This window comes from Micromonospora sp. IBSANI012, assembly GCF_052814045.1.
In genome coordinates this window covers 4255460-4281339 of the sequence record NZ_CP199933.1, presented here as the reverse complement: position 1 = coordinate 4281339, position 25880 = coordinate 4255460, and the positions used below count along the sequence as shown (strand labels likewise).

The 25880-nt window shown below is 67.9% G+C and carries 21 protein-coding genes and 5 pseudogenes; 9 read left to right on the top strand and 17 right to left on the bottom strand.

Annotated features, from left to right (window positions below; genetic code table 11):
* Positions 1-152 precede the first annotated feature (152 nt).
* On the top strand, positions 153-1391 hold the full coding sequence (locus ACTWM8_RS19755) for an esterase-like activity of phytase family protein (RefSeq protein WP_446210345.1): 1239 nt from the start codon (positions 153-155) through the stop codon (positions 1389-1391).
* A 1072-nt stretch (positions 1392-2463) separates the two neighbouring features.
* Here ACTWM8_RS19755 and ACTWM8_RS19750 read toward each other — a convergent pair.
* The 4 genes and pseudogenes from ACTWM8_RS19750 to ACTWM8_RS19735 all read right to left on the bottom strand — a co-directional run bounded on the left by ACTWM8_RS19750 (position 2464) and on the right by ACTWM8_RS19735 (position 6570).
* A complete protein-coding gene (locus tag ACTWM8_RS19750; RefSeq protein WP_446210344.1) occupies positions 2464-3573 on the bottom strand; it encodes an IS110 family transposase in 1110 nt (369 codons plus the stop codon).
* A 322-nt stretch (positions 3574-3895) separates the two neighbouring features.
* On the bottom strand, positions 3896-5536 hold the full coding sequence (locus tag ACTWM8_RS19745; protein ID WP_446210343.1) for a hypothetical protein: 1641 nt from the start codon (positions 5534-5536) through the stop codon (positions 3896-3898).
* Between the two features lie 122 nt (positions 5537-5658).
* Positions 5659-5840, bottom strand: a pseudogene (locus ACTWM8_RS19740) (integrase core domain-containing protein); the annotation flags it as partial.
* Positions 5841-5970: 130 nt separating this feature from the next.
* On the bottom strand, positions 5971-6570 hold the full coding sequence (locus ACTWM8_RS19735; protein ID WP_446210342.1) for a hypothetical protein: 600 nt from the start codon (positions 6568-6570) through the stop codon (positions 5971-5973).
* Between the two features lie 190 nt (positions 6571-6760).
* On the opposite strand from ACTWM8_RS19735, the gene ACTWM8_RS19730 reads away from it, so the two are divergent.
* From ACTWM8_RS19730 to ACTWM8_RS19720, 3 genes and pseudogenes are all read left to right on the top strand, one after another.
* Entirely contained in the window at positions 6761-7810 is a 1050-nt protein-coding gene (locus ACTWM8_RS19730; protein WP_446210341.1) for a hypothetical protein, read from the top strand.
* Positions 7811-9028: 1218 nt separating this feature from the next.
* The gene (locus ACTWM8_RS19725) at positions 9029-9385 is read left to right on the top strand and encodes a transposase (RefSeq protein WP_446210340.1); all 357 of its coding nucleotides are present in this window, start codon (positions 9029-9031) and stop codon (positions 9383-9385) included.
* Positions 9382-9822 (top strand): annotated as a pseudogene (locus ACTWM8_RS19720) (IS3 family transposase); the annotation flags it as partial. The gene ACTWM8_RS19725 and the pseudogene ACTWM8_RS19720, both read left to right, overlap by 4 nt.
* A gap of 62 nt (positions 9823-9884) precedes the next feature.
* Here the strand turns inward: ACTWM8_RS19720 and ACTWM8_RS19715 are convergent.
* Positions 9885-10071, bottom strand: a pseudogene (locus tag ACTWM8_RS19715) (IS30 family transposase); the annotation flags it as partial.
* Between the two features lie 183 nt (positions 10072-10254).
* Between ACTWM8_RS19715 and ACTWM8_RS19710 the strand changes: the two are divergent.
* From ACTWM8_RS19710 to ACTWM8_RS19700, 3 genes and pseudogenes are all read left to right on the top strand, one after another.
* Positions 10255-11430 (top strand): annotated as a pseudogene (locus tag ACTWM8_RS19710) (IS30 family transposase); the annotation flags it as partial.
* The gene (locus tag ACTWM8_RS19705) at positions 11411-11722 is read left to right on the top strand and encodes a transposase (RefSeq protein WP_446210339.1); all 312 of its coding nucleotides are present in this window, start codon (positions 11411-11413) and stop codon (positions 11720-11722) included. The pseudogene ACTWM8_RS19710 and the gene ACTWM8_RS19705, both read left to right, overlap by 20 nt.
* A 40-nt stretch (positions 11723-11762) precedes the next feature.
* Positions 11763-12416, top strand: coding sequence for a GrpB family protein (locus tag ACTWM8_RS19700; RefSeq protein ID WP_446210338.1), 654 nt, complete (start codon positions 11763-11765; stop codon positions 12414-12416).
* Between the two features lie 265 nt (positions 12417-12681).
* Here ACTWM8_RS19700 and lepB read toward each other — a convergent pair whose 3' ends face one another.
* Positions 12682-13179: a signal peptidase I gene (gene lepB / locus ACTWM8_RS19695; protein WP_446210337.1), complete on the bottom strand. Its 498-nt coding sequence runs from the start codon at positions 13177-13179 to the stop codon at positions 12682-12684.
* Between the two features lie 297 nt (positions 13180-13476).
* Positions 13477-14040 (bottom strand): dihydrofolate reductase family protein, encoded by a 564-nt coding sequence (locus tag ACTWM8_RS19690; protein WP_111135932.1) that lies wholly within the window; start codon positions 14038-14040, stop codon positions 13477-13479.
* Between the two features lie 462 nt (positions 14041-14502).
* Here ACTWM8_RS19690 and ACTWM8_RS19685 point away from each other — a divergent pair, with 462 nt between their 5' ends.
* Complete coding sequence (locus ACTWM8_RS19685; protein ID WP_446214601.1) at positions 14503-15006, top strand: GNAT family N-acetyltransferase; 504 nt, start codon at positions 14503-14505, stop codon at positions 15004-15006.
* 175 nt (positions 15007-15181) lie between these two features.
* On the opposite strand, the gene ACTWM8_RS19680 is transcribed toward ACTWM8_RS19685, so the two are convergent.
* The 8 genes and pseudogenes from ACTWM8_RS19680 to ACTWM8_RS19645 all read right to left on the bottom strand — a co-directional run bounded on the left by ACTWM8_RS19680 (position 15182) and on the right by ACTWM8_RS19645 (position 22331).
* Positions 15182-15598, bottom strand: coding sequence for a hypothetical protein (locus ACTWM8_RS19680; RefSeq protein WP_446210336.1), 417 nt, complete (start codon positions 15596-15598; stop codon positions 15182-15184).
* Between the two features lie 461 nt (positions 15599-16059).
* Positions 16060-16419: a DUF7674 family protein gene (locus ACTWM8_RS19675; RefSeq protein WP_446210335.1), complete on the bottom strand. Its 360-nt coding sequence runs from the start codon at positions 16417-16419 to the stop codon at positions 16060-16062.
* A 339-nt stretch (positions 16420-16758) separates the two neighbouring features.
* Positions 16759-18216, bottom strand: a complete 1458-nt coding sequence (locus tag ACTWM8_RS19670; RefSeq protein WP_446210334.1) for an SDR family NAD(P)-dependent oxidoreductase — start codon at positions 18214-18216, stop codon at positions 16759-16761.
* Between the two features lie 430 nt (positions 18217-18646).
* On the bottom strand, positions 18647-19180 hold the full coding sequence (locus ACTWM8_RS19665) for a hypothetical protein (RefSeq protein ID WP_446214600.1): 534 nt from the start codon (positions 19178-19180) through the stop codon (positions 18647-18649).
* A gap of 153 nt (positions 19181-19333) precedes the next feature.
* Positions 19334-20100, bottom strand: a pseudogene (locus ACTWM8_RS19660) (recombinase family protein); the annotation flags it as partial.
* Positions 20101-20134: 34 nt separating this feature from the next.
* A complete protein-coding gene (locus tag ACTWM8_RS19655; protein ID WP_446210333.1) occupies positions 20135-20506 on the bottom strand; it encodes an ArsR/SmtB family transcription factor in 372 nt (123 codons plus the stop codon).
* A gap of 252 nt (positions 20507-20758) precedes the next feature.
* A complete protein-coding gene (locus tag ACTWM8_RS19650; RefSeq protein ID WP_446210332.1) occupies positions 20759-21061 on the bottom strand; it encodes a hypothetical protein in 303 nt (100 codons plus the stop codon).
* 88 nt (positions 21062-21149) lie between these two features.
* Positions 21150-22331 carry a low temperature requirement protein A gene (locus ACTWM8_RS19645; protein WP_446210331.1) on the bottom strand — a complete coding sequence of 394 codons (1182 nt, stop codon included), beginning with the start codon at positions 22329-22331 and terminating at the stop codon, positions 21150-21152.
* A 579-nt stretch (positions 22332-22910) separates the two neighbouring features.
* Between ACTWM8_RS19645 and ACTWM8_RS19640 the strand changes: the two genes are divergently transcribed.
* The gene (locus tag ACTWM8_RS19640) at positions 22911-23399 is read left to right on the top strand and encodes a MarR family winged helix-turn-helix transcriptional regulator (RefSeq protein ID WP_446210330.1); all 489 of its coding nucleotides are present in this window, start codon (positions 22911-22913) and stop codon (positions 23397-23399) included.
* A 552-nt stretch (positions 23400-23951) separates the two neighbouring features.
* Here ACTWM8_RS19640 and ACTWM8_RS19635 read toward each other — a convergent pair.
* On the bottom strand, positions 23952-25571 hold the full coding sequence (locus tag ACTWM8_RS19635) for an MFS transporter (RefSeq protein ID WP_446210329.1): 1620 nt from the start codon (positions 25569-25571) through the stop codon (positions 23952-23954).
* A gap of 28 nt (positions 25572-25599) precedes the next feature.
* Entirely contained in the window at positions 25600-25725 is a 126-nt protein-coding gene (locus ACTWM8_RS19630) for a hypothetical protein (RefSeq protein ID WP_446214599.1), read from the bottom strand.
* Positions 25726-25880 lie beyond the last annotated feature (155 nt).

Sequence of the window (25880 nt, the reverse complement as noted above, 5' to 3'; positions counted from 1 at the left end):
CAATCGCATCGTTGAGCGGATGGTCACCCGTTCCGATTTGGGTCAGGCTGGAGACCGAGTCGGTCCCGTGCGGGCGTCGGACCTCGGCAACGTGTACCCGGGACACGGGCTTACGCAAGCTCACTAGTGCACACCGTCCTGAGGAGCCGGTGATGATCAAGCGACTGTCCACGTTCGCCGCTGCCGCGCTCGCGGCGACGCTGGCGATCCCATCCCTCGGCGCACACGCCGATGACACCGGAAGCGCGCAACCGACCCTGCTCGGTCGCGCCGTGCTGCCGGCCGAGACATACGCCCCCGGCCCGCCCTCCGGGACCCTCTTGCCTCCCGGGACCGTCAACGGGATCACATTCCCGCTGCCTTCGCAGCCGGTCGAGGGGTTCTCGGCGATCGTCGCTGGCCGACACCCGGGGGAATACCTCGCCATGCCAGACAACGGGTTCGGCGCCAAGGCGAACTCGAGGGACTTCCTCATCCGCGCCTACTACATCCGGCCGGACTTCAAGACCGCCAAGGATGGGAGCGGCGAGGTCGCCGTCGATCTGAACGAGTTCATCCAGTTCCGTGACTCCGACGGTCTGATCGGCTTCACGATCGTCAACGAGGGGACGACCGAACGGTCGTTGACCGGCGGCGACATCGATCCTGAGTCCCTGCAGCGTGGCGCTGATGGGGACCTGTGGGTAGGCGACGAGTTCGGCCCGTGGGTCCTGCACTTCGACGCCACCGGCAAACTGCTCGACCCGCCCTTCGCGGCTCCGGGCGGCCTGCGGTCGCCCAACAACCCCCACCTCGGCGGTGCGGCGGCAACCCAGCCCAACAGCCGCGGCTTCGAGGCCATGGCCATCAGCCCGGACGGCCAGTACCTGTACCCGGCGCTGGAGGGGGCCACGGTGGCCGAACTCGGCACCACGCGGCGCCACGTCTTCGAGTTCAGCGTCCGCGACGAGGCCTTCACGGGACGGGTCTGGCTGTACCAGACCGAGCAGCCCGGCTACTTCGTGTCAGACATGGTTGCCCTCGACCGGCACCACCTCGCGGTGATCGAGCGCGACGGCGGTCTTGGGCTGAACGCGCTGTTCCGCAAGGTGTACGTCATCAACCTCACCGATACCGATGCAGGCGGGTCCCTCGTGAAGACGACGACCGTCGACCTGGTGGCCGTGCCCGACCCGGACCTGGTTTCCCTGCCCCCCGTCCACAACGGCGACGTGGGACTCGGCGACCCGTACCGCGTGACGTGCGAGTCGATCGAGGCCATCCATCAGATTGCCGGCAACCGGTTGCTGCTCGGCTGTGACAACAATTTCCCTAACACGGGCCGCAACCCCGGCCGCGCGGACGACAGCGAGTTCATCGTCGTGAAGGTGCCCGGCCTCCGCGGCGAGTAGAGAGAGCGGAGCCTCGCACGACCTCCGGCGGGCAGGCCGGATACTGCCGGGACGAGGACCGTCCCGGAAGCGCCACCTCGTGTTCTACTGCTAAGCCCCGGCAGGCCGAGCCCCTCAGGGGCGGGCCCGACGGCACTCAGTGAGGATGGTGGGGTGGGTGGCCGGGCGGGTCTGACTCACCGGCAGACAGATGATGCTGTCCTCATCCCGATTCGTCGACTACTCGAGGTGCTGCCCGTTGCCGAGCTAGACGCACACCGCGACCCAGGATTTGCCTCTCGGCTGCTTGCACTGAGATGCCAAACACGTGCTTGCCGCCACCGTCACAGGGGAATCCGCCCCCGGCCGGCCCGCCTACGAGCTGAACTTCGATCCGCTCCTTGAGCCCTCATGCAGGACTGGCGAGGCCGGTGATGGGGGAGCGGATTGGGAGCAGCGAGCTGCGCTGAACGGGGCGCAACTGCACTCAACAGCGTCGAACTGCTTTGAACGGCACTGGCCCCTACCTGCGGTTCAACGTTTGCCTGGTCAGAGGCAATGCAGCGTCCCGGTTCACACGGAGTGCTCAGCGGTTTTGCGCAGCAGTCGACAGCAATCTATGTCGCCTGGCAGGGGAGTATGCGCAGGTCACGGCGGTAAGGAGCCGCTGGATGGCCTGGCCTTGCAAGTGGGAGCAGATTGGGTGCAGGTTGGCGAAGTGGTCACCGCGCCCGAAGTGTTCACCGACACCGGACAAGGACGAGGGCTGTGACCCGCGGTGATGCGGTCGAGCGGTTCGGTGTGACCTCCCAGAGAAAACCGAAGTGGTCATCTGCCCGGCGCGCGAGGCTGCTGAGCAACTTCAGATAGCAAGTAGACGGCTGGGGCGCCGCCGATGCGGCCGGGTGATAGGTGGCTTCTCTTCATCCGTCCTGTCAGTCCGGCGTCGTCCTGCTTTCTGGAAGATCAATCTCAGCGCACCGCCCTGACCAGGGCTTCCTGCTCGGTGACCTCTTCGGCGAGCCCGAAGTCGTCAGCATCCGTGGCTCTCGCTGGTCAGCCGGAGGGCATCCTCAACTGGCTCCCCTCTGTGTCAAGACACCGCCGGGAGGAGAGTTCTATCCTGGGTCTCGGCGGGTCCGGGAAGTGACTTCTCCGAAGAGCCGGCTTGGGGATGTGAGCTGGTCACGCTGGAGTCAGTAGTCGTCTCCCGTTGTCCTCCCGGGCCCGTCGCCGTGGCCGTCGTGGCGTCGTCGATCATCCGTCGATAGACGACGTCGGACAGGCGCCGTTTCAGTGCTCGCATCGCTTCCATCGACGTCTTCCCGGACGTCTTCTTGCGGTCGAAGTAGGCGCGGCCTTCGGTGGGGTTGCGTAGCTGGACCGTGGCCATGATGTGCAGTACCCGGTTGATCTGCCGGTTCCCGGCACGGGAGAGCCGGTGGCGTACCTGCTCGCCGGAGGACGCGTCGATGGGGGCGGTGCCGTTCCAGGAGGCGAAGTGGGCCCGGTTCGGAAACCGGGTGATGTCGCCGACCTCGACCAGCAGCCGGGCGGCGCCGGAGGGTCCGATGCCGTGCAGGTCCATCAAGGTGGTGCCAGTGGAGGCCACCAGTTCGGTCAGTTCCTTGTCGGCGTCCTTGGAGCGTCGGTAGACCCGTTCGAGGTCACCGATCAGCTCCGCGGCGACCCGCCGTCGGGCCTTGCCGACGGCGTCACGGGGCCGGACCGTGGCCAGCAGTGCTTTTGCCTGAGCGGCGGACAGGCTCTTCTTCGCGCCACCCGGAATGAGCTCCAGCAACAATTGATGCAGCTGGGAGATCATCCGGGTGTGGTCCTCGCCGAGGGAGCGGCGGCGGTCGACGAGGATCCGCAGCATGGCGAGCTGCTCATCGTTGACGACAGGGCGCAGCCCGGCCATGCGGGTGCCGACCAGCGCGATGGAGTGGGCGTCGGTGGCGTCGGTCTTTCGGCCCTGGCCGGTGGCGAACACCCGCGCCCTGGCGGACAGCTTCGGCGGGACGTCGACGACCTGCTCGCCGTCGGCCAGCAGCCGGTGGGCGATGTGCCGGCCGATGCCCTGGCAGCCCTCGATCGCCCAGACCCGGTTCGGCCACCGGCTGGCGTACTTCCTCATCGCTGTGTAGCCGTTGCGGTCGGTGTCGAAGCGGCCGCCGCCGACGACGGTCTCGTTGCCGGCCATGACCTCGATCGTGGCAGAGCGCTTGTGCGGGTCCATGCCGATGACCACACGATCTGACGTGCCACTCAACGCGTCCTCCGATGCTCGATCCACCTGGGTTGTCGAGCCGGGAGGGCAACGCTACTTCGAGCCGAGCAAACCCCTCTTGAGCCTCTCCCCGCCCTGGGGCGGCACCCGGGCCGCGCAGGCCAAATGAGAGCCACACGACCAGCGTGGGCAGCCGAATTGAGAGCGACAGCCCGGGCGCCTCGACCGAAGCCTGGCCGGGCCACGGTCGCAGGTCAATGAAACAAGTAGCCGAGATGAGTGCGCCGATCGACCGTTAGCGCTTCCCCTGTGAGGGTGGGGACGAGGCGAGTCGCTCGCGCATCACGTCGACCGGCAGGGCCGGGTTCCTCGCTGCGGGCTCGGCCAGTTCGGCGTCGTCGAGCAGGTCCACGATCCGGTCCACCGGTAGTTGGGGGCATGCCGCCATCGCCCGGCGTACCGCGGTGTCGGGGTCGTGGGTGAGCCGGTCAACGAGCGCCGGATCTGCCTGTGGGTCGCGGGCGACGAGCCGCCGGACCGCTGGATCCTGGTCGTCGGCGAACCGGGCCAGCGCCACCGTCGGGAAGTTCGGCAGCGCCAGCAGCCGACCGCGGTCGCATCGACCGTACTCGTACTCGAGGAACACTCGCAGGAGCAGTTCGGGTGGCGCGGCCGGATGGTGATGAGCGAGGAGGGCTCGCACGCCGGGATCTGGGTCGTCAGAGAGCGCGGTGACGATCTCGGCCGGTAACCGCGGGTCGACTGCGGCCCGCCGGCGTAGCAGCGGGTTGACGGACGAGGCGAGCCGTACCGACTCCGCCGGCGGCGGCAGCGGTTCAGGCAGCAACCTTCCCCGCACGTGCCAGCACAGGCCGATCCAGGGGTTCCATGGTGCCGTGGTCACGTCGATGTCGATCGCCGCACGCTCCTGCTCGGTGAGCGCGGGATGGACGGAGACTGCGGTTCGCACGGACGCGTCGGGGTCCGCGGTGAGCCGCGCCAGCTGCGAGCCGGTCAGGTCCTCGCGCTGGGCGAGGCTGCGCCGGACATCTGCCGATGGGTGATTGAACAACGCCTCGACCACCGCCGGCGGCAGGTTCGGGTTGGTTGCCATCGCGTCGGCGCCCTCCCTGCCGTCGTCGGCGGCGAGCACGTGCTCGATCAGTGCGGGCGAGAGCCGAAGGTCGCTCAGCAGCCCTCGGTACGCATACCCGTTGACGGGCAGGTCCGCCGGCTCCTGCACCCGTTCCCGCTCGGCATAGAAGTGGGCGGTCGCCGCCCGCACCTCCGGTACGTCGTCGTGCAGTAAGGCTTGGCGCAGTTTTTTGCGGGACGTTTCGTCCAAGCCCCCGAGCAGTTCGACCGCGATGACGCGCACGAGCGGCTCCGGGTGGGTGGCGACGACGCGCACCGCACGACGGTCACGCACCGCCATCTCGATCACCTCGCCGCGCAGCTCGGCCGGTGGCATCAGGTCACGCCGGACCTGCTCGACGAGCCAGTTGAGATACGGCATGAACGCGCGAGCCGGCAATGCCAGATCTGGATCCTCACGGACCAGCTCGAAGACGCGAAGCTCGGGGTCGTCCAGCAGGCGAAGCCGGAACGCCGGATCGACGTGGCGGTTGGCCGCGAGCGCGCCGCGCACCCGGGCCAGGGGGTGACACATCGCCGCTGCGACGACCGCGGGCGGCAGGTCGGCCCGCCGCCGGAACGCTGCAGGGACGGCCTCGGCGTGGTCGTCGAGCAGGCGCAGCAGCACGTCGAGCGGTGCCGCTGGATTGCCCGCAAGGCCCCGCGCCACCGGGTCTCCGGCCGGACCGTCCAGCCAGAGGTCGCCGCCGATGTAGACCACCCTGGAGGTACCGATGTGGCCGTCGTTCGTCGCGATGTCGGCGGTCGTTCGAAGAGCCGTCCAAGCGTCGTCGTCAATCACAAGCAGCGAGGGTATAGCGGCGAAACCGCAGCTCAACAGGGCTCATCACCCGACTGACAGCAATCCGGGCCCGAAGTAGGCTGTGGACGGTGTTACTCCGCGGACGCTGCCCAGCACTGCGGCTAGGTGCAATGCTCAGCCGCGTTGTTGACGCGGGTGATGGGTGGTTTGCCGCCGAGTGAGGTGTGGTTGCGGTGGTGGTTGTAGGTGTTAGCCAGCCGGGTAGGGCGTCGGCGTGGTGTTGGTTGCTGGTGTAGGGCTGCGGGTAGGCCCATTCGTCGAGCAGGGTGCGTTTGAAGGGTTCGGCCTGACGAAGTGCCCGGGGCCCGGATCGAGGTTCGGCGCTTGGTTCAGTAGTGCTAGGACGCGCGCACTCATCTGCCTCGAGACGCGCCGGTATCCGCGCCGTAGTCTTGGCACGGCGCCGGCCTCGGTCAGGTGTCCAGGTCGGTGAGTGACGGGTCGTACCGCCGCAGCCGGATGCCGAGCACGTCGTAATGCGAGTACGTGTGGATGTCGTCGGTCGTCTCCAGCAGCAGCGCCCGGTCACCACGTCGCCACACCGCCCGGTAGCTGTCGTACGCTCCGGTCACCACGCTCTCCGGCGTACCGAGACGGGTGGTGATCAGCGCGGCGAGGCGATCCCGTTCGGCATGGAACTTGGCCCGCCTTGCGTCCGGCCGCCGAGCCCACAGCGGGGGCAGGTCCTCGTCGTGCTCGTCCTCGTCGTCGGGGTCGTCCGGCTCCTCCGCCCCGAACGCCGGCCAGTACAGCGCGCACGGCAGGTGCACCCACACGTCCGGATCCGGCGGGGCCGCGCCGAGCTCGACCAGCCACCCCGACGGTTCGCCCTCGTGGTCGACGGCGAACTGGGGTGCTCCCGGGCCGCCCTCCCAACCGACGTCCTCGCCGAGCCGGGCGAGACCCCACTCCACGAACATCGCCTCGACCGTCGCCCGTTCCCAGGGCACGTCGGCCAGCGTGATCATGCGGTCCACCCACACTTCGCCGACCGGGAGCAGCTTGAGCGACATGACCGCAGACCGTACACGGCAAGGCCGGACCCTCGGATGAGCGTGCGCCTGGCTCGTCGGGGAAAATCTGGGTTTCCGCTCAGCGGGCCGACGCCTACCTTGGGTCGGTCGTGTCGACGGGCGTTTACGCCGGCGATGCCTGGTCTGTGGCGGAGCAGTCGTCCGGAGGCCGAGGTGATATTTTGCCGCGATGCCGATCAAGCCCGTGACGGGTATGGCACCGTTACCGCTAGATAGCCCGGACGATGTTGCCGCGCTGATGGAACTCCTCCAACAGCCTGACTCGGACACCCGAGGGCTCGGTGACCATCTGGCTTTCCTCGCAGGCACGCGACCGGAGTTGTTCCGGCCGTACCAGGAGGCAGTCATCGCCAACATGCTCGAACGGTTCGACGTCAGCTTCGCGGACCAGTGTCTGCTGTTGGGCGGTGCACCGGATCAGTGTGTGGAGCACTTGGCGCGAAGGTTGCGTCATCACTGGTCGTTCGGTGACGCCTGGGCGCTCGCCGCGATCGGCAGCGCTGCCGCCCTGAGCGCGATCGCAGAGGATGTGCGTAACGGCGGAGACCGCGAAGAGTATGAGCTCTGCGGGATCTGGGTGCCGCCCACAGGACCAGCACTAAACCGGTTCTCGCCCCATCGCCGCGCCATTTTCCTGCGGCCTATCAACCAGCCGGGAGAACTCGCGGCCGTAGATCACCCGGTGGGACTGCCGGTCGAACAGGTAGCCGAGCACCCCTCGGCCACCCTGATCTCCTGGCACTACCTGTCGTTGCGTCACACAGACGTGCCGGGCCTGCCACCTTGGCCGGCCGATCGTGTCCACCTCGTCGGGATACGGGCCACCTGCTCGTGGACCCTCCACGCAGGCATCGACGACCAGGGCCGTTACCACGGCGAGGCCATCACGTACGACGAGCCGCCCGCCGCCGAGGAAGAGGAGACCTACCGCTCGCTGGAGGTACCCGGCTTTGGGTTGGGCTCGGTGGAACTGCGGCCCTACGACGCGGACCTCGTCTATTGCAACGGCCACGTCCAGCTCACCCCTGGTGTCGTCGGCACTGCCGGCGGCCCGCCGACCGGCCTCTACGCGAATCCGTCCTGCCCCTCCTGCGGACAGCTGATGTTCCACGTCGTCTCGGTCGAGAACCGGATCCGTGAGTACGGCGACGGCTGGCGCAGCCTCTTCATCTGCGAGGACTGCCAGACCGTGTCCTGCAACGCCACGGGATGGAACTAACGACCGCCGTCATCGCGCGATTCCTGCTTGTGACGGCTGTCCGTTCTCAAGGTCACGTGCACGGTTCTGCCGCCGATAAGGCGTGGCATCCGTGAGTGAGCCGGGTGATAGCCGGGCTTTGCGAGCAGGTCGGGAGCGCCTGACGCTAACAGTCGCTGGCGGGGCGTCGGCGTCAGCCAACGCCGCTCGGGCCAACAGCCAACAACGGGTTGCCGAACAACCTGCAGGACCGCCCATCTCAGACTGACGGCAGCAACCTCGGTGACGAGCCCGGGATCGGGGGAGCAGGTTGGGAGCAACAGGGTGCATTGAACGGCCCTCAACCGCACCGAACGGCACCCAACGGTGCGCAACTGCACCCACCCCTGTCTGCGGCTTCTCGTTTCCGCAGGTCAGAGGCGGTGCGGCGTCCTGCTTCACACCGAAGGGGTCACTGGTTCGATCCCAGTATCGCCCACCATGGATATACCCAGGTAGGAAGCCCGTCACCGGTTCAACCGGTAACGGGCTTCCGCGCTGTTGCCCCTTAAATTGGGAGCAGATTGGGAGCAGGGCGTTCGGCTCTGGGGTCCGATCGCCGTGGGGGCGCCCGGCGGCGGCCTCGGGTTACCGGTCCGACCGGGCTGGCCGGCTAATGGAGGACTTGGAGCTACCGGTACCGGGCCCCGTGACGAGGGAGACGTCCCGCTATCGCTCACCTGCCTGACTGATGGCCGTCGGTCCGGTGTGCCGCCCACTCGCCGGTCCAAGTCGCCAGGTCGTGTACCCAGCTCTCGGTGCTCTGCCGGACTTGGCCGACCACTTCGATGCGTTCTCTGACGCGAAGTCGTCCAACACCTCGCGGTCGGTCGCGGTCCATGCGGGAAGCTGCGTCAGCCACTCTTCTGCCTGTTCGGCGCTGTGGCCAATGCCGATCAGCCACTGGACGAGCAATGCGGGCTCGCCCACGGAGCTGCCTTCGTTGCCCACGCCCAATCGACGATCCGTAGGCCGTGCGGAGTCACGATCAAGTTGGCTGGATTGAGGTCGGAGTGGATGAGTATCTCGCCGTCCATCGCAGGGTGTGCGAATCCGAGCCGGGCTGGCGGGGTGAACCCTGACTCGCCGGGCGCGGGAGTCTCCTGGAGTCCCTTGAGTGCGACGGCGAGCAGATCGAGATCCGCACTGCCGGGTGACAGGTCGGGGTGGGGACCGGCGAGATGAAGTTGACCCGGTTGCATGGACATCCATCCATGGCGAGGGCGGTTGCCCTCGGGAGAGGATGTCGAGATGCCGAGAGCATCGAAGTACCCGGCTGAGTTTCGTGCCCACGCGGTGGAGTTGTGGCGCACGTCGGGGAAATCCCAGCGGGCGATTGCGCTGGAGCTGGGCATTACCAACGAGACGTTGCGCAACTGGATCCGCCGGGCCGAGGAAGACGGCGGGGTTCCCAGCGGGCCGGCCGCAGGGGTCAGTGGCAGCGAGCGGGAGGAACTGCGGCGGCTGCGAGCGGAGAACAAGACCCTGCGCCAGGAGCGTGACCTGCTGAAAAAAGCCGCAGCCTTCTTCGCCAGGCAACACGACCAGACCCGGTGAGCACGTTCGCGTTCATCGAGGCGGAGAAGGCCAACTTCCCGATCAGCTTCATGTGCGCCCGGCTGGGTGTTTCGCGGGCTGGCTTCTATGCCTGGCGGGCGCGCCGGCCCAGCACCCGCGACCGCACCGACGCCCGGCGGCTGTCGCTGGTGCGCGCCGTGCACGCGTCCTCGCGCGGCACCTACGGCGCGCCGCGGGTGCATGCCGAACTGCGGGCGGCGCACGCCGTGCGGTGCGGGCGCAAACGCGTCGCCCGACTCATGCGTACCGCCGGGCTGGTCGGGTTGCACCCGCGCCGACGCATCGGGTTGACCCACCGGGACCCGACCGCCACGCCCAGCCCGGACCTGGTTAAACGCAACTTCACCCCGGACCGGCCCAACAAACTGCGGGTCGCAGACATCACGCAGCAACGCACCGGCCAAGGCTGGTTCTACCTGGCCGTGATCGTTGACGCCTACAGCCGCCGGGTCGTGGGCTGGGCCATGGCAGAGCACGTAGGATTCACGCCGCCAGCGTGCCGGAACCAACGGAACCCGACCGGCGAGGACACGCCCAGCCGCCGCGGCCGCGTCCTCAGCCCAGAACTTGACCCGGTCCTCACGCCACGCCACCGTCGGCCGTCCCGGCGAAGGGATCTGACCCCGATACTCCCGAACCTGCTTCTGCCTCGGCCCGTACGCCATCGCTCCACCTCTCCGACAAGGTGTTGCGACGACCGGTTGAATCCGCCCTGGGCTCCCTGATCGGAGTGATGCACCAGCCCGGGTGGGGGTCGACGTGCCGCGATGGCCATGGACAGGGCGTCGAGGACCAGGTCCGTGCGTACGGTCATCACACCCGATCGGATCGCTGCCTTGCCGCCGGCGGTGTCGGGCCGCCATTTGTCGTTCAGCGAACGAGAGGACATCGCTTTGTCGCGGGCGCAAGGCATGGGCGTTCGTGAGATCGCACGCCGGCTCGGCCGGGACCCGTCGACGATCTCGCGGGAGTTGCGGCGCAACGCCTCGACCAGGACGTACCGGTTGGACTACAAGGCCTCGACCGCGCAGTGGCATGCGGCACGTCGAGCCCGCCGGCCGAAGACCGCGAAGCTGCTGGCCAATGAGCGGCTCCGAGAGTACGTCCAGCAACGGCTTGCGGGCGCGATCCGGACAGCGGACGGCCGGCCGGTCACCGGCCCGCAGGGCCCGCAGTGGAAGGGCCGCAACAAACCCCACCGGGCCGATCGGGCATGGACGACCGGGTGGAGCCCGGAGCAGATCTCCCGCCGGCTCAGGGCCGAGTTCCCGGAGGATGAGTCCATGCGCATCAGCCACGAGGCGATCTACCAGGCGCTCTATGTTCAGAGCCGTGGCGCCCTCAAGCGCGAACTCGTCACCTGCTTGCGGACCGGTCGGGCGCTTCGGGTTCCCCGAGCCCGCGCGAAGCAACGCGCATGGGCGCACGTCACCAGCGACACGCTGATCAGTGAACGGCCCGCCGAAGTCGCGGACCGTGCCGTCCCCGGGCACTGGGAAGGGGATCTGATCATCGGGTTGCAGCGCTCCGCGATCGGGACACTGGTCGAGCGGACGACGAGGTTCACGATGCTGATCCACCTGCCACGTGAGGCCGGCTGGGGGGTGATCCCGCGGACAAAGAACGGCCCCGCTCTCGCCGGCTATGGGGCGATCACGATGAGCAAAGCCCTCGCCGAGACGATCACCCAACTGCCCGAGCAACTGCGCAGGTCGCTGACATGGGACCGCGGCAAGGAGCTGTCTGCGCACGCACGATTCACGGTCGAAACCGGCGTCCCGGTGTTCTTCGCCGACCCACACAGCCCCTGGCAACGCGGCACCAACGAGAACACCAACGGGCTGCTGCGGCAGTACTTCCCGAAAGGCACCGACCTATCCCGATGGAGCGCCGACGAGATCAACGCCGTCGCCCACGCCCTCAACAGCCGACCCCGGAAAACCCTCGGCTGGAAGACCCCAGCCGAAGTCCTCGACGAACACCTACGATCGCTCCAGCAACCCGGTGTTGCAACCACCGGTTGAATCCGCCCAGTACACCTCGCTGGCCTTCGGCCGCGCGCTGCGCGCCGCCGGCATCGCCGCCTCAATGGGCACCGTCGGCGACTGCCTCGACAACGCCATGGCCGAAAGCTTCTTCCCCACCCTGCAAACCGAACTACTCGACCGCCACTACTGGGCCACCCGCCGCCAACTGGCTACCGCCGTCTTCGACTACATCGAAACCTTCTACAACCGCCACCGCCGCCACAGCGCTCTGGACTACTACAGCCCAACCGACTACGAGAGGATCACCCTGGTGGCAGCTGCCGCCTAACAAACCCGTGTCCATGCAACCGGGTCAACCTCACCACCAGATGCTTGACATGATCGTCGGCTTACTGCTGGGACTGCAGCGAGACCGCTGCCCTGGCAGAGTGATCGCCATGCCGGACAGCCGTAGCGATTCGAGCGACGTCAACGCCCCCGTCCACATTGAGCCCTACGACGTCGCATGGCCCGAGCGGTTTGTCGAGGAGGCCAGACTGATCGGCCGGACCATCGATCCCTGGATCACTGGCGGCATCCACCATGTCGGCAGCACGGCAGTGCCCGGGCTCGCCGCCAAGCCGGTCATCGACATCATGGTTGGCGTCGCGGACCTGGAGTCGTCGCACCCCTGCATCGAGCTGCTGGAGCCGCTGAGCTACCGCTACTGGCCCTATCTCGCTGAGGTCATGCACTGGTTCTGCAAGCCACGCCCCAGCCACCGGACCCATCACCTACACCTGGTACCGACCGGCTCGCCGCGTTACGTCAACGTCTTGACCTTCCGGGACTACCTACGAGCCCACCCCGACGCCCGTGCCGACTACGAAGCCCTCAAGCGAGACTTGGCAGACCGCTATCCGAACGATCGTGAGGCATACACCGAGGGCAAGACTGACCTGATCGGGAAGCTGACCGAAGCGGCTCGGGCATGGGCCACAACCAGAGACATGAAGATCAGCAAGCCCAGCAGCACAACGTAACCACCGGGCCCGGTCCACCTCGTCAATCGATGCGTCTTCTAGACCGAGCGTCAAGCATGTGGTGGGACGGATTCGGTGCCGGCCCATCCTTGTCGGGCTCCACTTGTTGCGTTACGGATCGGTGTCCAATGTTGGGTGACAGTGCCCGGCCCTGTGCGCGTTTCGGCCTCACAGTAGGTAACTGACGTACCGCCGTCGGCGAAAACATGCGATCACCGGCGCGGGTGGAGATCGGCAACCCAGGCACCCCGCCCCGGCTGCGTGCTCAGCGCTTGACGACGCCGATCACGTTTTCCACCGGCACGGGGCCGTTGTGCGAGGAGTCGTTGGCCGCCTCTCGGTAGTCGCCGAGGAGGTAGAGCTTGCCCGCAGGCACGGTGATGGGCTCGAACGTCGCCGGGTCCCCGAAAGCAAGTGGTTTGACGTAGGGCTCGTCCAGGCCGGTGCCGTTACGGATGATCCGGCCCTGAGCGTCACAGCAGGCGATGGTGTCGCCCGGTACCGCCACCACTCGTAAGATCCGTGAGGCTCCATCGGGGTTCCAGCCGTAGCTGTCCGGTGGATCGAACACCACAATATCGCCCGTGCGCGGCTGGTATTCGCCCGGCTTCACCACGTTAGCGGTGACAACCGACCCCTCCGTGATCGTTGGCTCCATGGTGGGGGAGTTGACCTCGTAGGGCTTGTTCCGGGCATCGTCGCCGAGCGACCCGCAGGCGGTCAGCGACACGACGAGTCCGACCAGGACGACAATCTTCCGCACGCCCGGATCATGCCAGCCCGCTTCGCGCCAATCCATGCCGGCGCTGGAACTGCCGGAACGGGTGCCGCGTCCGTCCGAGCCCGGCTGGCGGGGAACCTAAGCCTGCGGCAGTTGAGCGGTCGGCTTCGCAGGTTATGGCACGGTGCGCGGCCATCACCGTCACGGTCGGTGCCGGTCCAGCAGCCGCACGATGTAACGGATCAAGTGAAGCCAACGTGTAACTCATCATCCGGAGTACGACATCGCCGGCCCATCCTTGGGCGGCCCGAAGCCCGGGCCGATCCGAGGTTGGGGTACTCAGCGCCTGGTCTCGTACCTGGTCAGGACCACGCCGTCAGGGAACGTCCGGGTCTCCACCAGGGTCAGGTTCACCCAGTTGTCCAGGGCCGCAAAGAACGGCGTGCCGCCACCTACCAGGACCGGATGGGTGACGATCGCGTACTCGTCGATCAGCCCGTCCCGCATGGCCACTGCGGCGAGTGTGGCGCCGCCGATATCCATGGGGCCACCGTCCTCGGCCTTGAGCCGGGTGATCTCGGTGACCGCGTCGCCGGTGACCAGGCGGGTGTTCCAGTCGACCGTGCTGGTCGTCGAGGAGAACACCACCTTCGGCATGTCCCGCCAGCGGCGGGCGAACTCGATCTCCGCCGGTGTGGCACCCGGCTGCTGGTCGGCGGTCGGCCAGTGGGAGCTCATCGTCTCCCACAGTTTGCGCCCGTACAGCGCCATGCCTGTCGCCCTCACCCGGTCGGACCACCACTGGAACAGCTCGTCGCTCGGCACACTCCAGCCGAGGTCGTCGCCGGGCGCGGCGATGTAGCCGTCCAGGCTCAGGTTCATGCCGAAGGTCAGTTTTCGCATGGTGTCAGCCTCCCGTGAGTCGGTACTCGGCGTACAGACCAGCACGGCGCGGAAGAATCATCGGTCAGGCCACACCGAGGGTCGGTTCACCACCACGCCAGGACCCCGTAGCGCCAGGACGGCGATACGATCTCCGCACTTATCTCTAGACCAACCGTCAAGCAACACCTGGGACGGATTCGTCAAGCATCAGGTGGGACTCGACATTCGCGATGCCCCCGTTCCTCCGGCGCCACCGGCCACCCGAGCGTCTTGCGCCGGGGCGCGGATCAGGTCGGTCAGGCGGGTCAGGCTGCGCGTCGACAGCGGGATGCTGGCAGGATAGGTCAGCAACGAAGCTCCCGTGCTGGAGGTCGTTCTTGGTCGACTGCTGTCCTACCGGGAGCTTTGTCCTATCTGGATCAGCGACACGCAACCGCACGCCTGGCCAGGCACCCGCAATCACGATGAAGAGGCTCAGTGATGTATCGAATGCGACCCGCCGGCCAGGCTGATCTCGATGCTCTTCTCGCCATCCTCAACGGGGCCGTGAAGTGGCTGCAGCGGCAAGACTTGGACCAGTGGGGTGGACATCCCTGGCACGCCGAGGAGTTGCGTCCCAGCATCGACGCGGGCACGTTGCATCTGGCTGAGACGACCTCCGGCATCCCGGTCGCCACGATGAACCTCGATGAGCAGCCCGACAAGGACTTCTGGAGGCCTGCGGACGATCCTGGTGCGGCCCTCTACCTGCGGCACCTCGCCGTGGAACGGACCCGCAGCGGCCATGGGATCGGCGCGTGGATGATGGATCAGGCCACCGGCCATGCCCGGCACGCCCGCAAGACCTGGCTGCGCCTTGACGCATGGCGCACGAACACCCGACTTCATGGTTACTACCGCCAGCACGGCTTCCAGCACGTCCGCACCGTCGATGTACCCGGCCGCGGCTCCGGCGCACTCTTCCAGCGTTCCACAACCGCCTGACCGCAAGCGACGTCCTTCTCCCACACCGAACCCCTACAGGCGGTGACCAGCACCGCCACGATGAAAAGGGCTCATTGATGTGCGACACGCGTTCGCCAGGTGATCTGCGGCAGCGGTCGCAGGCGCACCGCCTACGGACTACTTGCCGCCGGTGCTTTGCCTGTGCAGTCGCCGCCTACCCTGCAGCCTCCGACTCGTCTTCACGGCCGGGAGCTACGAAATAGGCAAGAAAGGAGCTGCCTGGCTCGACAGCGGTGAGCAGCCTGCGCCACGACCAGAGGTTCGGATGTTCCCAGTGGGTGGCTGCCTCGGCCGGTGCCAGTAGCTCGACCGCCTCGGCCACCTGGTCGCGGCTGAGCCGGAAGACGCCGCTTCTGTTGACGTAGCCACACACCAAAGCCAGGACGGCCGCTGGCAACTTGTGCTCCCCGCCCGGCCCGTTTAGGTACCCGACCGTCAGCCCGCCCGGACCCCTGCGCGCCAGCGTGTACGCGGTCGGCTGCACATACCCGGGGATGCGTGCAGCGAAGCGCTCGTGCGCAGCCCGCAGGTCCTCGTCAGTCGACCAAGCGTCGTTACTAGAAGGAAGCATGGCAGAGAACGATAGCCAGCCGGCGGCCCTGCGCGGCACCCGGTACGCGGTAGGGAAGTCGACCAGTTCGAGCCGGCGGACGTACCAAAACTCACGATCACCGCGCGCGGAAATCGCACCCCCGACTCGGCACGGCGCGTCAACGTCATGCGGCTAAGCGCCATCCAGCGAGTCCTGCCGGCGCGGGCTCGTCAGGCTGCCTCGGCAATCGATCGACTGCTGGGCGAGGAGGGACGGCGTGACCGCTTGGCTGTACAGGTGGCCGTACTCGGAACCGAGATCAGCCGGTGAAGTGCTGGTGGAGCCCAGGGGACTTGAACCCCTAACCCCTGCCTTGCAAAGATCGGGCGCTCGGTCTGCCGGCGTCGCTCACAGTCGCTGACCTGCACGCTCCGTCTGCCGGTGTCGCTCTCCGCTGCCCCTCGTCGATCGTCTTGGCTGTACGGATGGCTGTACTGCGGTTATCCAACCTGTGCGGCGGCTTCCTCCGCGAGGGCCCGCGGCCAGATCGCGATGAAGTCCGCCATCGTCGGATCCCAGGGCCCAACGGATTCAACGAAGGACACCGCCACGAGCTCCCGCGTGCTGGGATCCGGGCTGACCATAGCGGCATCCAGGACCGCAAGATATCGAGCGAGAACGTCGGCTCTCCCGTGCTTCCATGCGTCCAAGGCGAAGGGCACCACTTCACAGCCGAAGAAGACATGCGGGAGGATCTCGTCGTTGTCCCGGATGTGCTCGTTTAAGGCACTGCGCAGCTCCGGGACGACCTCGATCAGCGCCGGCACGACGCCGCCATACGTCAGGTCCGCGGTCCCCACCCGCTAAGTATGACCGCTAGTGACAGGCCAATCGGGCTGGTCGGGAACCTCAGTTTGGAAGAGCGTGCTCAAGCGGTCGTGATGCCCGAAACGCCTGCGGGTGGCGGCCGGCCCGGTTGCGTCCCGTGCCCGCTCGTGCCCGCTGCGCTCCACGGTTACTGGCCCACGGATGGCCCATACCGGCCTTCCGATTAGAAGAAGATTGCGGCTGGCTGGTCGGGTGCCTGTGCCCCTGGGTCAGCCCGTCGTAGTTGTCGGGCGACGTCGGCGTCAGTGGGTGGCCCGAACTCCTGGCGCCGGCCTGAGCCCGGGCGGCCGACGGCGGGGTGGGTGCGCTGATCACCAGGCGCAGGGCGCGTAGTCCTTCAGGAAGCAGCCGTACAGGTCTTCGCCCTGTTCGCCGCGGACGATCGGGTCGTAGACCCGGGCCGCGCCGTCGACCAGGTCCAGCGGGGCGTGGAAGCCGGCGTCCGCCAGCCGCATCTTCGTCGGGTGGGGCCGCTCGTCGGTGATCCAGCCGGTGTCGACGCTGGTCATCAGGATGCCGTCGGCCAGCATTTCCTGGGCGCTGGTCCGGGTCAGCATGTTCAGCGCGGCCTTAGCCATGTTGGTGTGCGGGTGCCCCGGCCCCTTGTAGCCGCGGCCGAACTGGCCCTCCATCGCTGACACGTTCACCACGTACTTGCGGCGGGCGGTCGCTGCGGCCATCGCCGGTCGCAGCCGGCTGACCAGCACGAACGGCGCGGTCACGTTGCACAGCTGCACTTCGAGCAGTTCGATCGGGTTCACCTCGTGCACCCGCTGCACCCAGCTGTTGACGGGGTCGAGGTCCGGCACCAGACCGCCGGCGTCGATGGCGGTGGCTGCCGCGATCCGTTCCGGCGAGGCGGAGCCACTGGTCAGCGCCAGCGCGGTGAGCGCGTGCGGGGTGATCGCCGGTTGCGGCGGGGCGGTCAGGCTGCCCGCCGGGTCGCTCCGGCCGGCCGGTTTGGCGAACGTGATCATCTCCGGCAGCGGGCCGTCCGGCAGGGCCGCCGCCTCCGCGGCGACGAGCTGCGAGTACGCCGCGGGAGTGCGGCGGACGGTCTGCGCCGCGTTGTTGATCAGGATGTCGAGTGGTCCCTGGCCACTGACCGAGTCAGCGAGGGCGATCACCTGGGCGGGGTCGCGCAGGTCGATCCCGACGATCCGCAGGCGGTGCAGCCAGTCCGCGCTGTCGGGCATCGCGGCGAATCGGCGGACCGCGTCGTGCGGAAACCGCGTGGTCACCGTGGTGTGCGCGCCGTCGCGCAGCAGCCGCAGCGCGATGTACATGCCGATCTTCGCCCGGCCGCCGGTGAGCAGCGCGCGCCGGCCGGTCAGGTCGGTGCGGGCGTTCCGGCGCTCCCGGTTGAGCGCGGCGCAGGGCGGGCAGAGCTGATGATAGAAGGCGTCCACCTCGCGGTAGCGCTGCTTGCAGACGTAGCAGCCGCGCGGATTGTGCAGGAAGCCGGCCGTGGTACCGACGGTGGGGGAGGCGAGGGGGATGCCCCGGGTCTCGTCGTCGATCCTGCCAGGGGCGCCGGTGGCGGTGGCCGCCGTCACCGCGCGGTCGGCCGCCGCGATGGCATCCCGCCGTTCCTCGCGTCGCCGCTGCTTGATCACCTTGTAGAGCTTCGCGGTGGCCCGTTGCACCCGCACCACGTCGGGGTGATCGGGAGGAAGGTCCTCCAACGCCTCGAAGACGCTGAGACAGGTCTCCAGCCGGCCGCGGTCAATGCCGCATTGACCGGTTTCGGTAATGTTGTCCGCCGTCATGCCGTCGCTGTCTCGTCCCGTTCCCTGCGCCGGATCTACCCGGCCCACCCCAAGTCCGACCCGGAACTGTACGCACCGCACGGTCTCCGACGCATCCCGCGTCTGTTCAACAGCCCAAAGATCGTGGAGGCCAACCTCGCCCGGTGTACGGAAACTGTGTATAGCCAGCCGCACGAAGCTCGGAGCAGCCATGGGCAGGCCGGCCGCGCCGCCACCGGAGTCGATTCCCGTATGACGGCCACCACGGCCTGCTCCTGTGCCGGCTACTTGCCGACCAGCGCCGCCATTCCGGACTGGCTAGAGTTGTGCGAGCTTCAAGGTCGCGCCGATCGCCATCAGCGGTGGGGTAATGGTTCGTGTCGCCCCTCGGACACGACCCATAACCCCACGGTGCGCGCTGAGATCAGCTGCAACGCGCACCGTTTGCGTTTCAGGGATGGTAGGCGAGCCGGAGTTCGAGTTGCCGGTAGACCTCGGCCTTGTCAGCGGGGTCGGCGTCGCGGAGCACGGCGGCGATGTCGCCGAGTGCGGTCACCAGGGTCGTGATCTCTGCTCGGCTCATCCGGCGTGGGCTGTCGCCCTCGTTTGCGTTCAGATCTGCTTCCGCACGGGCGCGTTCGGCCTGGGTCTGTGCGATCCAGCCGGTGACCACCGCCGGGTCCGCTCCGGCGTCGAGGGCGGCGCGGTAGCGTGCCAGCTTGGTGTCGCGTTCGGTGATGATCGACTGCGCTGCCGTGGCTAAGGCTGGTGAATGATCCAGAGGCTGGGCATCGGCCATCGCGGTGATCGTCTGTTCGATGCGGTGGGGTGCGAAGGCGGAGGCCAGCCAGGCATCGAGCGGGTCGGTGAGCGGGTCCTCCCGCAGGTACACGTTGCGGGGATGTGCAACCTGGTTGGCGAGGACGTACTCCTGCGGAAAGCGGCAGCGGTAGTAGGCGTCGCCGTGGTTGTACTGGCCCTGCATGCGTCGGTCGCAGGCGGCGCAGTAGATCATGCCCCGGAAGCCGTACGGGTTGCGGGTGCGCTGCCTGACGTGTTGTCCACCGGGTCCCTGGCCCCGCCGTTGCAGGATGGCTTGGGCCTGCTCGAAGGTCGCGTCGTCGATGAGTGGCTGGTGGGTGATCTCCTTGGAGATCACCCACCTGTCGCGGGTGTTCCAGCGCATGACGCCGGTGTGGCCCATTGCCACGTCGTCGACGTCGAGCAGCACCTCGTCGGTGCGTTGCTTGTTCCACACCTGCCGGCCGTGTAGCGGGGGTTGGTGAGGATGACGCGGACGGCGCTCTTGGACCAGGCGATGCCGCTGCGGTGCCGGTTGCGGGCGCGGTCGTGCGCTGGTGGGCAGGGCACGTGATTGGCGGTGAGTCCCTCGGCGATGGCGAAGAGGCCGATACCGGCGAGGAACTCGGCGAAGATCTGCCGGACGATCGGCGCGGTCTGCTCGTCCGGGGTGAGGCCCTTGAGGCGCTTGCCGTCGGCGGCCTTGGCAGGGTTGGGGTGGGGTCCGAGGTCGCGGAGGGTGTAGCCATAGGGTGGGCGCCCGCCTAGGTAGCGGCCCTCGAGGAGGGTCTGGGCAGCCATGGCGGTGCGGACGCGAAGCTTGATCCTGTTGCGCTCGCCCTTGCTCATGCCGCCGAAAACGGACATGACAAGTTCGTGCGCCTCATTGTCGGGGTCGATGGGACCGCCGATCTCGGGCACCCAAAGCTCGACGCCGTAGTGGGCGAACAGCGGCACCGTGAGACCGAACTGGTTGCCGTAGAAGGCGCGGTGCGGTTCGCCGACGACGACGGCGGAGAACCCGAGCCGTGGGTCGCGAAGCGCCGCGAGGAGGAGGCTGGCCTGGGTTCGGCGCTGCCACGGGAGGGAGCGGCTCTGGCCGATGTCGAAGTACTCGGTGACGATGCGGCAGTGCCGCTCAGCGGGCCTTCTTCGTCGCCCGCTTGCGCGGCGGCGTCAACAGGTCGGCGATCGCCGCGATCGCGGACGGCACTATGCGGTAGTACGCCCAGACGCCCCGCTTCTCGCGCTCGAGCAGGCCGGCCTCGGTGAGGATCCGAAGGTGATGACTCACGGTCGGCTGGGAGAGACCAAGCGGCGCGGTGAGGTCACTCACGGACGCCTCGCCCTCCGGCGCGGACTGGATCAGACTGAGCAGTCGCAGCCGGGCCGGGTCGGCGAATGCCTTCAGCACTCCCGCGAGCCGCTCGGCATCGGCACGCTTGATCGGCTCGCCAGCAAGAGGCGAGGTAACAGGCATAGCAGTTTTCGCAGCTCCCACGTCTTGCATCGTTCCACCCACACCAGCAATAGGCCGGTGGAACCAGGACCGGGTCACCGTCCGTTCGCAGGTAGGGAGCAGTGTTAACTCGTCCCGGCCGTGTCCGCGCCCGGGACGGGCGAGTGTCTGCGTCGGCCCAGCGTGTCGGGATCTTGGGCCACTCGACATGATGATCGGCGGACGGAGGGAGGTACGAGCATGCCCGGATGTGACGTGGTGGTCGTCGGAGGCGGCCAGGCGGGCTTGGCGGCGCGCTACTACCTACGCTTCGGTTCCGGGCCCGACGGGCGGGCCGGCCAGTTCATCGCGCATCGGCGGCATGCTGAAGGACGACTCTTCCGGCCGCACGATGAAGACCGCCGGTCGCTGCGCCGGAGAAGTGACGATCAGCAGCACCAGCGAAATCACGACGGCTGCCAGGAGCCCGAAGAACGACAAATCACCTAGGGCTTCATCGCCCGCCGAGCCGAACCATTGCCCTACCGGGTAGCCAGCAGACAGGGCCAGGGCAACCGCGAGGACTACCCGGCGGTGCCGGGTCATGGCGGCGAGGGATGCAGACACGCCGGCCAGAGTACGAGTGCCTCACTACAAAGTCTCCAGCCCCAATCGGCCGAGGTGTGCGCGGCGCCGACCGGCTCGGACGGCAGCGTCAGAAGGGCGGCGCTGCTGCCTCGGCGGAGTCGCCGCGTGCGCGGCGGGTGTCGGCGACGCCCACCGCGGCCAGCACGACCAGGGCGCCCGCGGCGGCCAGCAGTGCGGGAACGTGGGGCAGGACCGGTGTCAGGGCGAGCAGGACCAGAATGGCGATCCAGCGTGACGGGGACACCCGGGCGAAGACTTCGTATTCGAGGCGGGCCCGTCCGGCGAGGAACAGTGCGGGTCCACCGATCACCGCCGCGACCCAGGCGGGTCCGGGGTGCCCGCCGGGGTGGTCGATGACCAGTTCGTAGCCGATCGCCGTGGCGGTCAGACCGATCACCATGACGGCGTGGGTGTCGGCGGCGGAGCGGCCGATGGTTGCCGGGTGTCGGGCCTTGGCGACGGCCTCGCCGAGGATCTGCCCGGCCCGCTGGACGTAGATGCGCCACATGGCGATCGTGGTTGCCAGGGCCAGCGCGAAGGCGATGGTGCGGCCGGGTCCGTGCGGGTCCATGCTGTAGGCGAGGCCGGCGACCAGGATCGTCTCGCCGAGAGCGACGAGGAAGAACTGTTGGTAGCGTTCGGCCAGGTGTTCGCCGGCGATGTCCCACTTCGACATGGTGGAGCGGCCCAGCCCGGGCACTGGCCAGCCGAGCCGTACCGCCGCGTACTCGACGGCGAGCGCGCAGGCCCAGCAGATCACTCGTGGGTTGGTCGGCAGCAATGCCCCGCCGATCCAGAGCACGCCGGTGGCGGTGAAGGTGATGGCCATGCGCAGTTTCAGCCGGCGGTTCGGGTGCGGGCCGAGGGCGACGAGCAGGATCAGGGGCCGGGACAGTTGGCCGATCACGTAGGCGATGGCGAACATCAGACCGGTCTGGGTGAAGGCTCGAGGGATCGCCACGCCCATCACCATGCTGGCCACCAGCGCGGTGATCACTATCGTCTGCAGCAAGATGTGGTGCGGGTCGTAGCGGCTGGTGGTCCACGCCGTGCCTTGCCACATGCCCCAGAGTGCGAGCAGCAGCAGAAGTGTCTTCCCGCCGCCGGTGACGGCCGTCCAGGCATGGCTGCCGCCAGGTTCCAGTGCGATGTCCTCGAAGGCGCGCGTGGAGATGCGGGTGAGGGCGAACACGAAGACCAGGTCGAAGAACAACTCCAGGAACGTCGCGCCGCCGTATTCGCCGGACATGGGCTCCAAGCGTCTGGTCGCCTTCGCTGCCACGATCAGCGCGTCGTTCCGTCGATGCAGCTCACAGAGCAGTCCTAGCACCTTCCGCGGGCAACCACGCTGGATTCACGTCCTGCCCGGTACAGGCCGTGCTGCTCGCCGGGACACCCGTGCGGAACGATGCTCGGTTGCGTCCAGCTTTTCGCGCCATCTGGTTCGACGGATCGTGGGTCACGGCGGTGTGTACCTCGCAGTTCGACTGTCGAACCAGTGGATCGACGGCCTGGGGCGCGAGTCGTGCGTGCTGGATCCGGTGGGCGCTGCGCGCAGATGCAGGCAGGATCTTATCGCCGGCTTGCGCGCGAAGCGGCTCACCCCAGGGGCCTGCCTGGCATGTGTCTGCACGCCGAATCCCCGCACCCCACCGATCAGCGCACGCCGCACGGCGGATCCACCGCACCTGGATGGACGAGGCCGAGGCCATTGGCGCCGGCGTTCTGATACGTGCAGGAACTCAGCGTGTGGGCAGTTGCCCCGGGGGCGCCCCACATGAACATTCAAGTGTGACACGTGAACGTTCACGCCAGTTAGACTCCGGGCATGCCTGAACAGCCTCCACGCCCGAACGATCAGCCGCGCTGGCTGACTCCGGCGGAGCTGGAGACATGGCAGCAATTCGCCCTGATGCTGCACAAACTGCCCATCGCCCTGGAAGCGCAGCTGCAGCAGGACGCGGACCTCAGTTACGTCGAGTACTACGTCCTCGCCGGACTGTCCGACCAGCCGGGACACCGCATGCGCATGAGCGACCTGGCCGTCCTCGCCAACGCCGAGCTGTCCCGTCTCTCCCACATGATCAGCAGGCTGGAGCGCCGGGGTTTCGTCCGCCGCGAACCAGACCCCATGAATGGCCGCTACACCCACGCGATCCTGACCGAAGCCGGCTACGCCCATCTCCTCGAGGTCGCCCCGCGACACGTGGCCCGGGTACGCGACCTGGTCTTCGACGTTCTCGACCCCGCCGAGCTGGACAGCCTGCGCACCGCTGCCGAGAAGATCAGCGAGAGGATCGACCGCCGGGAGCGGTAGAACTGCCCCCGCAACGCCACGCCATGATGGGCCTCGATGGGAGCGAGGCCGGGCATCCGGCGTCCCACATGCCATCGCCGCCGTGTCGCGACCCCTGGCGTGGAATCTGCAGAAGCGGTCGCCTCGTAGGGGCACTGACACCGCGGCACCTCTGGTCACCGGCACCGACCGATCCGGAACGGGGCTTCGTCCCTGACAATGTCGCCGGTGAAGCCACCCGCATCAGCAAACAGACTGAGGGCCTGCTCACCCAGACACGTCCGTCGCTGGCACGGGCTCTGCGCCCACGCGTCCAGCACCCGGCCGCGCTGGTGATGCTCCACCAGTTCAGCCAGCGCCGGCCAGTGACCGCCTTGCGCCAAGCGCTGTTCGAGCGGCTATCCCCTCCGTCAGCAGAACCCTCGGCGAGATCGTGGAGATCGTCGTCGAGGGTCTTCAGCCGAAAGAACCGCGGACTGCACTGACTCCGCTGAGCCCCTCACTCAGGGAGCCGTGGATGCGCGGCGTCCCGCCACGCCCCCACGACAGGTTTCGTCAGGGGGACCTGGTGCCTCAGTGGGCGACCACCGGCACCGCCACCTCGTCCTCGGCGCCCTCGCGGCCCGTACGGCCGACGTTGACCAAGGTCAGGACGATCAGCGTGGCGAGCACCAGCATGCCGATGGCGAACCAGATGGCGTTGCTGTAGCCGTGCACCACTCCCTGCAGCTGGACCAGCTGCTGCTGCGGCTTCGTCGCGGCGCTGGCGATGTGGTCCTGGACGTACGAGGTCGTCACGGATGTGGCGATCGTGTTCAGAAGGGCCGTGCCGATCGCGCCGCCCACCTGCTGCGAGGTGTTGACCATCGCGGAGGCGACACCGGCGTCCCGGGGCTCGACGCCCAGAGTGGCCAGGGACATGGCGGGCATGAACGTCATACCCATGCCGAGACCGAGCAGCGCCAGAGCCGGCAGGACGGTCGAGGCGTAGGACGAGCCGATCTCCAGCTGCGCCAGCAGGAACATGCCGGCCGCGGCCACCAGGAAGCCGGAGCCCATCAGGAACCGGGCCGGAACGCGGGTCATCAGACGCGGCCCGATCTGCGTCGAGCCGACCATCATGCCCGCCACCATCGGCAGGAAGCAGAACCCGCTCTTGATCGGCGAGTAGCCCTTCACGACCTGCAGGTAATAGGTCAGGAACAGGAAGGTGCCGAAGATGGCGATGACCGCGATGCCGAGGGAGAGGTAGACGCCGCCGCGGTTGCGGTCGGTGACCACGCGCAGGGGCAGCAGCGGTGCCTTGACCCTGGCCTCGGTGAGGACGAAGGCGAGTAGCAGGACCACCGACGCGCCGAACAGGGAGATGGTCGTGGTGTCGCCCCAGCCGTGGGACTCGGCGTGATTGAAGCCGTAGACCAGCGAGGCCAGGGCCAGGGTGGACAGGACGACGCCGGGGATGTCGAGCGGGGAGCGGTTGCGGCTACCCTCGGGCTCGCGGACGACGAAGTAGGCGCCGGCCGCCGCGACGATCGCGAACGGGATGTTGACGAAGAACGTCCAGCGCCAGTCCAGGTACTCGGTGAGCGCACCGCCGAGGATGAAGCCGACGGCGCTGCCGCCGCCGGCGATCGCGCCGTAGATGCCGAACGCCTTGGCGCGCTCTTTGGCGTCCGTGAACATCACGGCAAGCAGCGAGAGCGCGGCGGGGGCGAGCAGGGCGCCGAAGGCGCCCTGGAGGGCGCGGGCGCCGAACATCATCGTGCCGGTGGTCGCCGCGCCGCCGAGCGCGGAGGCGGCGGCGAAGCCGATCAGGCCTACGACGAAAGCGCGCTTGCGGCCCCACAGGTCGGCCACCCGGCCGCCGAACAGGACCAAGCCGCCGAAGGCCAGGGCGTAGGCCGTGACGACCCACTGCCGGTCGCCGTCGGAGATGCCCAGCTCCTGCTGGGCGGAGGGCAGGGCGATGTTCACGATGGTGGCGTCGAGGACGACGATCAGCTGGGCGAGGGCGATGAAGACGAGCGCTTTCCAGCGCTCGGCGTGCGCGTCGCCGGCAGCCTTGAAGGCTGTTCGAGACATGAGGGTATCCACTTCGGGACTTCGTGAGGAATCGGCTGGCTGAAGGTGCCTGAGGGCGTGCTTCGAAGGGATCACCGCATCCGCGAAGGCCTCCTCCGCGGAGAAGGTCACTTCTTTCGGGCGATACCCGCTCGCGTCGTCAGCACTCTGGGCGGCACTCCGCCTCGAGTGCCTGGTCAGGGCGTGAGGTCGGTGATGCGGACCGGCTGGTCTCGCTGACGGGCCGCCGCGCGGACAGGCATCCGCTGGGCCGACCGTCCTCGATCGGGGAGTTGGCGAAGGCGGCTACCTGGACGGGCCGACTCGGTGGGCGAGTTCTCGGCGGTAGCCACAGCCGGGGGAACTGTGCTCAGGCGGGCCAGTCTTGAAGCACCCACCGTACGCATACGCTTGCGCTTCTCTGGGCTCAGACGTTCGGCA

What these genes read in the sequence shown, in the direction of transcription:
- ACTWM8_RS19735 (WP_446210342.1), bottom strand. Translation starts at nt 6,570, where the DNA reads ATGTCGCTCAAGCTGCTCCCGGTCGGCGAAGTGTGGGTGGACCGCATG.
- ACTWM8_RS19725 (WP_446210340.1), top strand. Translation starts at nt 9,029, where the DNA reads ATGGACATCCATCCATGGCGAGGGCGGTTGCCCTCGGGAGAGGATGTC.
- ACTWM8_RS19700 (WP_446210338.1), top strand. Translation starts at nt 11,763, where the DNA reads ATGCTTGACATGATCGTCGGCTTACTGCTGGGACTGCAGCGAGACCGC.
- ACTWM8_RS19640 (WP_446210330.1), top strand. Translation starts at nt 22,911, where the DNA reads ATGCCTGAACAGCCTCCACGCCCGAACGATCAGCCGCGCTGGCTGACT.
- ACTWM8_RS19685 (WP_446214601.1), top strand. Translation starts at nt 14,503, where the DNA reads ATGTATCGAATGCGACCCGCCGGCCAGGCTGATCTCGATGCTCTTCTC.
- ACTWM8_RS19755 (WP_446210345.1), top strand. Translation starts at nt 153, where the DNA reads ATGATCAAGCGACTGTCCACGTTCGCCGCTGCCGCGCTCGCGGCGACG.
- ACTWM8_RS19645 (WP_446210331.1), bottom strand. Translation starts at nt 22,331, where the DNA reads ATGTCCGGCGAATACGGCGGCGCGACGTTCCTGGAGTTGTTCTTCGAC.
- ACTWM8_RS19680 (WP_446210336.1), bottom strand. Translation starts at nt 15,598, where the DNA reads ATGCTTCCTTCTAGTAACGACGCTTGGTCGACTGACGAGGACCTGCGG.
- ACTWM8_RS19655 (WP_446210333.1), bottom strand. Translation starts at nt 20,506, where the DNA reads ATGCAAGACGTGGGAGCTGCGAAAACTGCTATGCCTGTTACCTCGCCT.
- ACTWM8_RS19665 (WP_446214600.1), bottom strand. Translation starts at nt 19,180, where the DNA reads ATGCAGGGCCAGTACAACCACGGCGACGCCTACTACCGCTGCCGCTTT.
- ACTWM8_RS19730 (WP_446210341.1), top strand. Translation starts at nt 6,761, where the DNA reads ATGCCGATCAAGCCCGTGACGGGTATGGCACCGTTACCGCTAGATAGC.
- ACTWM8_RS19670 (WP_446210334.1), bottom strand. Translation starts at nt 18,216, where the DNA reads ATGACGGCGGACAACATTACCGAAACCGGTCAATGCGGCATTGACCGC.
- ACTWM8_RS19750 (WP_446210344.1), bottom strand. Translation starts at nt 3,573, where the DNA reads ATGGCCGGCAACGAGACCGTCGTCGGCGGCGGCCGCTTCGACACCGAC.
- ACTWM8_RS19690 (WP_111135932.1), bottom strand. Translation starts at nt 14,040, where the DNA reads ATGCGAAAACTGACCTTCGGCATGAACCTGAGCCTGGACGGCTACATC.